Genomic DNA, 6,467 nt, shown 5'->3' on the forward strand with positions numbered 1-6,467 from the left:
AAGCCGAGTCGACTGTTGCAAAGATTCGTGACGAACTGCATGCGCTCCCAAACTCCGTGCTCGTCGGCGGCATTACCGCCACGGACATCGACACCAACCTGACTGGAGAACGTGACCTGCGCGTCATCATCCCCCTCGTCCTCGTCGCTGTGTGGGTGATTCTGGCCATCCTGCTGCGCGCACTGTTGCCCCCACCATCTTCATCGCCGCAACAGTGATCTCCTTCGGCACTGCCCTGGGTACAGCCACGCCTGTGTTCAACCACGTGCTGAAGTTCCCCGGCGCTGAGGGTGCCAACGGTAAGTACTCGATCAGCTCGACTGGCAAGCGCGGACTGGCAGCCACCGGTTCGAACGCAACAGGAGCCGGAGTTGCGGCACTGTTCGCACTGGCTGGTGGTGCGGCGCTCGTACGCCGCAGGAAGCACTAACCTGAGGTAACACGAAAGTGGGGTCCGATTTGTCGGGCCCCACTTTTGTTACGCCTGATATCATCCCGAGTTGTGCCAGTGAGAAGCCACGCGCAATGGCTCTACACGCCGAGGACGACATTCGTCCACAGCGTCAACAGCCTGTCGTTATCAACAGCGGTCACCATGTTCACCTGTCTTGGCTTGGTAAGGAATTCCTCGTCGCCGCGGGTGCCCTCGCCCGATCCCCCATCGCAGGCCTCCAGCAGTTTGCCCCTGGGGTCGCGTGCCAGCATAAAGCGGCCTGCCTCCTCCTCGACAACCTCCGGGCACAGCATCTGGGCGATGACCACCATGTCGTGTACCCACATGCCGTCCACCGGCCGCGTGCGCGTGCTGTATTCGATCCACGGACTCAGCCATGCATCAATGGCTTCGGCCCGCTCACGCTGCTCGGGCAGGTCGCCGGCACGTTGCCTGACCTGTTCCCACCGCTCGCGCGAAAGCTGCGTCGTGCGCGTGACATCGAGTGGCACAACTGTCAGGTCGATTCCAGAGGCGAACACGATGGAGGCCGCCAGCGGGTCGATCGCAACGTTCGTGTCGACAAGGTCGCCGTACCCCTGGCATCCGCCCATCATGCGGATCTCTGCCACATGGCGGGCAGCTTCCGGCTCGAACCGGATCAGTGCTCCAATGTCGGTCAGCGGCCCGAGGGCAGCGATTGTGACCGGGCCGCCGTGTACGTGCGACATGACATCGTGAGCCAGCCGTGCCGCCACTTCCTGCGCGGACTCGCACGGATCAGACGCATCCTGCTGTGCCGACTCCCCTTGCGCGGGGTACTCCTCCCCTTGCCACAGGCGCTCAACGTCAGGCGCGCGACGGGGCGTTTCCATCTTGTCCCGCCAGGCTCCGCGTGACACATATGTGTCGAGGGGAGCGTCGCATCCTGTGAGGATCGGGGTGCTCACCCCGAATGTCTGCGCCAACCGATGCGCCGCCTGCGCGCCTTCCGCGGCGCTGACGTTTCCAAACACCGTCCACACCGACGCCAGATCCAGCTGGGGGCTGGACCACGCTAAGCACAGTGCCAGCGCGTCGTCGACGTTCGCACCCGGAATGCCGTTGCCGGGGTCGCAGTCAATGATGAGTGACATCAATAAAACCTGAAACTTTCGTGAAGTGAGAGTGAGGAGCGGGCTAGCAGCTGGCCCGCTCTACGAAGTATGTTGTCGGAACGATGGTGGCGGCCGCGCCTGACCCCAGCAGCGAGGTGGCGATCTGAGCTGACAGATCAGCCATATCCACGTGGATTCCCGACAGTGCCGGCACACAGTATTCGGCATGCGCAGTGATGTGCATGGCCACCACACTGATGTCGTCGGGGATACGCACGCCCAGTGATGCCAGGCGCGCCATGAGCCCTACTGCCTGCATCTCATTGGACACGACCACCCCGTCACAGCCCAGGTTCACAAAGTGTTCGGCCATCTGCCAGCCGCCCTCGTACGTGTAGGGGGCACTCAGGTGGTGGGGGTGATCTTCGGGATTGCCGTCTGAACCGTCGTCGAGGGCATCGAACCAGCCTCGGCTGCGTTCGGCAGAGTTGATGCGTCCGCGAGGTCCGCCCAGGTGCCCGATGGTCCTGCAGCCGCGTTTCTTGAGTTCGCGTGTCAGCTCTGCGGCGCTTCCTCGTTCGTCTTCCAGGACGCTGATGCGCTGCCCTGCAACTTCGCCAGTGTCTGTCGGAGTGCACGCATTGGCGAATACCACCGGCCGCGCGAAGTCTTTCAGCAGGTGAGCAGGCGGCGGCTGATCAACCGAGTACCACACCAGGCCAGCGACCTGCTGGCTCATCATAGTCTCGATGATGTCTTCTTCTCGCTTGAGGCAGTCGTGTGAATCAGCGACCAGCAGCGAATACCCATGATCGTAGAACTCGTCTTCGATGCTTTGGAGCATGTGTGCCAGGAACGGATTCGCCAGGTCAGGGACAACCACTCCGAAAGTGGTGCCTTTGCCTGTCAGCAGTGCCCTGGCCGCGTTGTTCGGACGGTAGCCGGTCTGCTTAATCGCTTCCAGCACACGTTTGCGGGTTTCGGGAGCGACGGGGCGCGAACCGTTGTTGATCACGTAGCTCACGACTGCTGTTGACGTGCCCGCCAGCTTGGCAACGTCGTTCTGAGTAGCTCTTTTCGCCATATCGATGTCTGCTTGGGTCAGGGCGTCCTCGTCGCGCTAAAACAAAGATAGAAGACCGGCTTCGTGCATGAAGGCGATTTTCTGTCCTTCACTTTAGCATCGTGGCCTAGATGGCATCTTCGATCAGTGTGAGGTCGCGGCCTCGAGTCTCCGGTGCGAAGAACGTGGTGATGAAGCCGATTCCAGCGGTGACCATGAAGTAGATGGCCAGCGGGATCCACGAGCCGGTCGCAGCCAGCAGTGCTGACGCGACCATCGGAGCGGTTCCGCCTGACAGGATGGATCCCAGTTCCTTGGCAATCGCCATTGTTGAGTAGCGGTGGCCGACGCCGAACAGTTCGACGCCGTAGGCAGCCTGCACGCCGAAGATTCCGAGGGAACCCAGACACATGCCGACCACGATGACTGCTCCGACAACGAGGGCGTCGCGCGATTCCATGAGGAAGAATGCGGGCACGCCGTAGATGACGAGCAGGGCGCAGAAGACGCGATAGGTGATGCGTCGTCCGAACCTGTCGGACAACCAGCCAGACAGTGGGATGACAGCAAAACCGAGGATTGACGCAATCAGCACTGCGGTCGTAGGGACGGACTTGTTCATGCCCAGCGCGTTGACGGTGTAGCCGACCAGGAATCCCTGAGCCATGTAGGACGGGCCGTTTTCACCGATGCGCAGACCCAGCATGACCAGGAAGGCTTTCCACCCGAAGGTCGACTTGGCGGGCTCGTTTTCCGCCTTGTCGAGGTCGGCCAGTTCGCGTGCTTTCTTCTCCTGATAGGTCTTGAAGACGGGGCTTTCATCCATCGAGCGGCGAAGGAACAGTGCGAATGCTGCGACCAGCACAGAGCACAGGAACGGGATTCGCCATCCCCAGGAAATGACCTGTTCGTGCGGCAGCAGCAGGACCAGCAGCCACACGATCGAGGCGAGCAGCGTGCCGCTGTTGGAGCCGACACCGATCAGCGAGGCGACCAGGCCGCGGTGGCGGGTGGGTGCATATTCGGCCAGCATGACTGCGCCGCCGGAAAGTTCGGCACCTGCACCGAATCCCTGGCAGATGCGCAGCAGGGCGAGCAGGATCGGCGCCCAGATTCCGATGGAGGCGTATGTGGGCAGAAGGCCGATTCCCGAGGTTGCGATACCCATGAGGGCGACGGTGAAGACAAGGATTTTCTTCCTGCCGACGCGATCACCGAGCCGTCCCAGCACGAATGCGCCCACGGGGCGGGCCAGGAAGCCGACCGCGTAGGTGATGAACGCGGAGAGCAATGCGATGATCTTGGTTTGTTCAGGGAAGAAGACATCGCTGAAGACCAGGCCTGCTGCCATTCCATACAGTGCGAAGTCGACGTATTCCATCGTCGTGCCCAGCCAGATTGACACGATTGCGGACCAGAAAGATTTGCGTCCGTGGGTACTTTCGAAGTGTTGATCGGCTATTTGATTGCGATGCTTGATGTGCGGCATCTGCCCTCCCCTGTTTCACAGGTTCACCATTGATTTCTGCGAGACGCATTCTATACGTATAGATACGAGGGTGCAAAACACTCTGGTCACTCGAAACGCCTCACTAAACGGAGGGAATCCAGGCGCATACTGAATTGGCCTGAGTTTTGAGAGCGGCGTGTTAGGCAGCCTTGAAGGCTGCGTGTTGAAAATGGTTGGTGTATCTCTCACCGGGTGGGATGTCCCCAATCGATGAATACAACCTGTCGGTATTGCACCAGTGGACCCAGCCGATAATCGCGGTCTCCCTTCTTGCCTGTTGGCCCAGGCAGCAACTTCAACGTGAATCAACTCGGACTTGTACCGCCCAATGACTGACTCCATCAGCCCATCGTCGTAGGCATCCCCAATGGCACCGATTGAGCCATCCATCCCGTGGCGTTGCAGCAGGTCGCGCAGATCAGTCAAGGTGTACTGACTACCCGCATCGGAGTGATGTATGACCCCAGCAGACTTAAAGAACGAGTCCTGACACTTCCGTGTGGCCAACGCCTGCCTCAAGGCACATGCGACCAGACTGTTATCCGTCTGGATGTCGACGACTGCAAGGATTTCTCTGGTGCACACGTCCTCAACAGAACTGACGCACACCCAACCCTGCAAGGTAGAAACGTAGGTGAAATCCGCCGCCCGCCACTGATCGGAGTGCGTTGCGACTTCTTCCGGCGCACGCTTGATTCCCAGGATGTTCATCAGTCGTTGTACCTGGTCACGGCCAATCCACCATCCAGCGCGCAGGAATACTTTCCAGAGTTTGCGCCTGCCACATAAACGCGCCTCGCCTTCACCCACAGCGTGTACAGCTTGTGGGCAGCATACGCTTCCTCGAGTTCGGCCTGTGTGGGGGGCAACCCGGCTGATGTAACGGTAGTAGGTTGCTGGCGAAATGTCGTATTCGTGCTCGTTGAACACGTGGCACATCCGCTCGATGGAATACAAGTGCCGGTGAATATGCAGAAAATTCACAATCACTTGAGCGCGGTAACGCTCCGCCTAGGCAAAAAAGCTGACGTCAGCTTCAAGATCTCGTCGGCTTCCTCAAGCCGGGCATTTTCCTCGCGTAGCTTGTTAAGTTCGGCATCTTTATCCGCCTCACTGGCTGCTACTTCCAGCGCCTCGGCCTGTTCAGCCTTTCTCATCCAGTTGCGCAACGTGGATGCTTCGATTCCCATCTTTGCTTCCACAACACGAATAGCTGCCGGCTTCGACGAGGCACCGCCAGCAAGGATATCAAAGCATATCTTCACCGACCGCTCCCTGGTCTCCTGGTCATAAGCACTGATAGCTATAGAAAAACCTTGCTAGGTATAGCATGCCCTCTCACAAACCCAGTCTGATTTACACCAGTTATAGGGAATGCAGATCCCATCGATAAGGATCTGGCCCATATATCTCGCCTGCAACTTGCGCTTTAGGTACTCGAACTTCCCAGCATCAGGCCGTTTTAGTGACAAGAGAGGTTTTAATTATCACGAGTTCTGTAATAAAATATCCTTCTAGCAGCAGTTTTATAAACAAGTCAGCTTGCGTTTTAGAGGTAATGTCAGTACGTGATTTAACTGCCAGGCACCCCAAACCGGTCGATCACAAGTGCTCGTCGAACAATAATTCAAAGCTTCATACCCCTCATCAAACCCCAATAACAACGCATTAATACTCATAATTCGGGTATGATCCCCAAACCACGAGTGACGGTGGTTAATTAAGCTCACGAAGCAATCTCTTACTACAAGAACCTTGGGAAATTTTGCTTTGCAGAGAGCAGAAGCAGTTCCTTACTTCGATATTTACAAGTTCCTTGAAAATAGCGAAGCCGCCCATATTCACTGCTCATATGGGCGGCTTACGCTACTTTAACTTCTCAGTTTTAGTCCTTTCTGACTTTCTTCCTACCAGCAGCAATCAGTAATCCGCCGGCTGCAAGAATCATCGCTGCGACTTGATACGGCATCCCAGCATATCCAGTTTTCGAGAGCTTTCCAGACTTGCGAGATTCAGACGCTTTAACGGCGTCATCGCCGTTCTTGTTGCTCCCACCATTCGGGTTATCAACCTGGACCTTCTTCCACACAGCCTTCACGACCGTGTCACCATTAACAGTAATCTCGGTGCCCGGCGCCACTTCCTGACCATCAACTTCCCAAGCCTTAAATTCCTGGGAGTCATCCGGAGCAGTAAAACCATTAGGCAACACCGTGTACTTACTGCCCTTATCCACAGTCGCACCATCCATACTGCCGCTACCACCATTACCGTCGTAGCTAACAGAAACCTGGACCTTCTTCCACACAGCCTTCACGACCGTGTCACCATTAACAGTAATCTCGGTGCCCGGCGCCACTTCCT

General features: G+C 57.7%; 7 protein-coding genes and 1 pseudogene. 2 read left to right on the forward strand and 6 right to left on the reverse strand.

What is annotated here, in order from left to right; genetic code table 11:
* Both AC1DA5_RS10405 and AC1DA5_RS10410 read left to right on the forward strand, forming a co-directional pair.
* Nucleotides 1-218: MMPL family transporter (locus AC1DA5_RS10405; protein ID WP_480290180.1), on the forward strand; the 218-nt coding region annotated here is incomplete at its 5' end.
* Nucleotides 152-430 (forward strand): LPXTG cell wall anchor domain-containing protein, encoded by a 279-nt coding sequence (locus tag AC1DA5_RS10410; protein ID WP_157886318.1) that lies wholly within the window; start codon nt 152-154, stop codon nt 428-430. The genes AC1DA5_RS10405 and AC1DA5_RS10410, both read left to right, overlap by 67 nt.
* A gap of 101 nt (nt 431-531) precedes the next feature.
* Here AC1DA5_RS10410 and AC1DA5_RS10415 read toward each other — a convergent pair whose 3' ends face one another.
* The 6 genes and pseudogenes from AC1DA5_RS10415 to AC1DA5_RS10440 all read right to left on the reverse strand — a co-directional run.
* On the reverse strand, nt 532-1,569 hold the full coding sequence (locus AC1DA5_RS10415) for a nucleoside hydrolase (RefSeq protein ID WP_092648307.1): 1,038 nt from the start codon (nt 1,567-1,569) through the stop codon (nt 532-534).
* Between the two features lie 43 nt (nt 1,570-1,612).
* Complete coding sequence (locus AC1DA5_RS10420; protein WP_092648306.1) at nt 1,613-2,614, reverse strand: LacI family DNA-binding transcriptional regulator; 1,002 nt, start codon at nt 2,612-2,614, stop codon at nt 1,613-1,615.
* A gap of 106 nt (nt 2,615-2,720) precedes the next feature.
* The gene (locus AC1DA5_RS10425) at nt 2,721-4,082 is read right to left on the reverse strand and encodes an MFS transporter (protein WP_070725688.1); all 1,362 of its coding nucleotides are present in this window, start codon (nt 4,080-4,082) and stop codon (nt 2,721-2,723) included.
* Between the two features lie 15 nt (nt 4,083-4,097).
* Nucleotides 4,098-5,042, reverse strand: coding sequence for a DDE-type integrase/transposase/recombinase (locus AC1DA5_RS10430; protein ID WP_413772593.1), 945 nt, complete (start codon nt 5,040-5,042; stop codon nt 4,098-4,100).
* A 47-nt stretch (nt 5,043-5,089) separates the two neighbouring features.
* Complete coding sequence (locus tag AC1DA5_RS10435) at nt 5,090-5,293, reverse strand: hypothetical protein (RefSeq protein ID WP_157886315.1); 204 nt, start codon at nt 5,291-5,293, stop codon at nt 5,090-5,092.
* A 695-nt stretch (nt 5,294-5,988) separates the two neighbouring features.
* A pseudogene (locus AC1DA5_RS10440) lies at nt 5,989-6,467 on the reverse strand (hypothetical protein); the annotation flags it as partial.

This window comes from Pauljensenia sp. C0254C2, from assembly GCF_056583835.1.

Excerpts from the sequence above, each read along its gene's own strand:
- AC1DA5_RS10415 (WP_092648307.1), bottom strand. The coding sequence starts at position 1,569 with ATGTCACTCATCATTGACTGCGACCCCGGCAACGGCATTCCGGGTGCG.
- AC1DA5_RS10420 (WP_092648306.1), bottom strand. The coding sequence starts at position 2,614 with ATGGCGAAAAGAGCTACTCAGAACGACGTTGCCAAGCTGGCGGGCACG.
- AC1DA5_RS10425 (WP_070725688.1), bottom strand. The coding sequence starts at position 4,082 with ATGCCGCACATCAAGCATCGCAATCAAATAGCCGATCAACACTTCGAA.
- AC1DA5_RS10430 (WP_413772593.1), bottom strand. The coding sequence starts at position 5,042 with ATGTGCCACGTGTTCAACGAGCACGAATACGACATTTCGCCAGCAACC.
- AC1DA5_RS10435 (WP_157886315.1), bottom strand. The coding sequence starts at position 5,293 with ATGGGAATCGAAGCATCCACGTTGCGCAACTGGATGAGAAAGGCTGAA.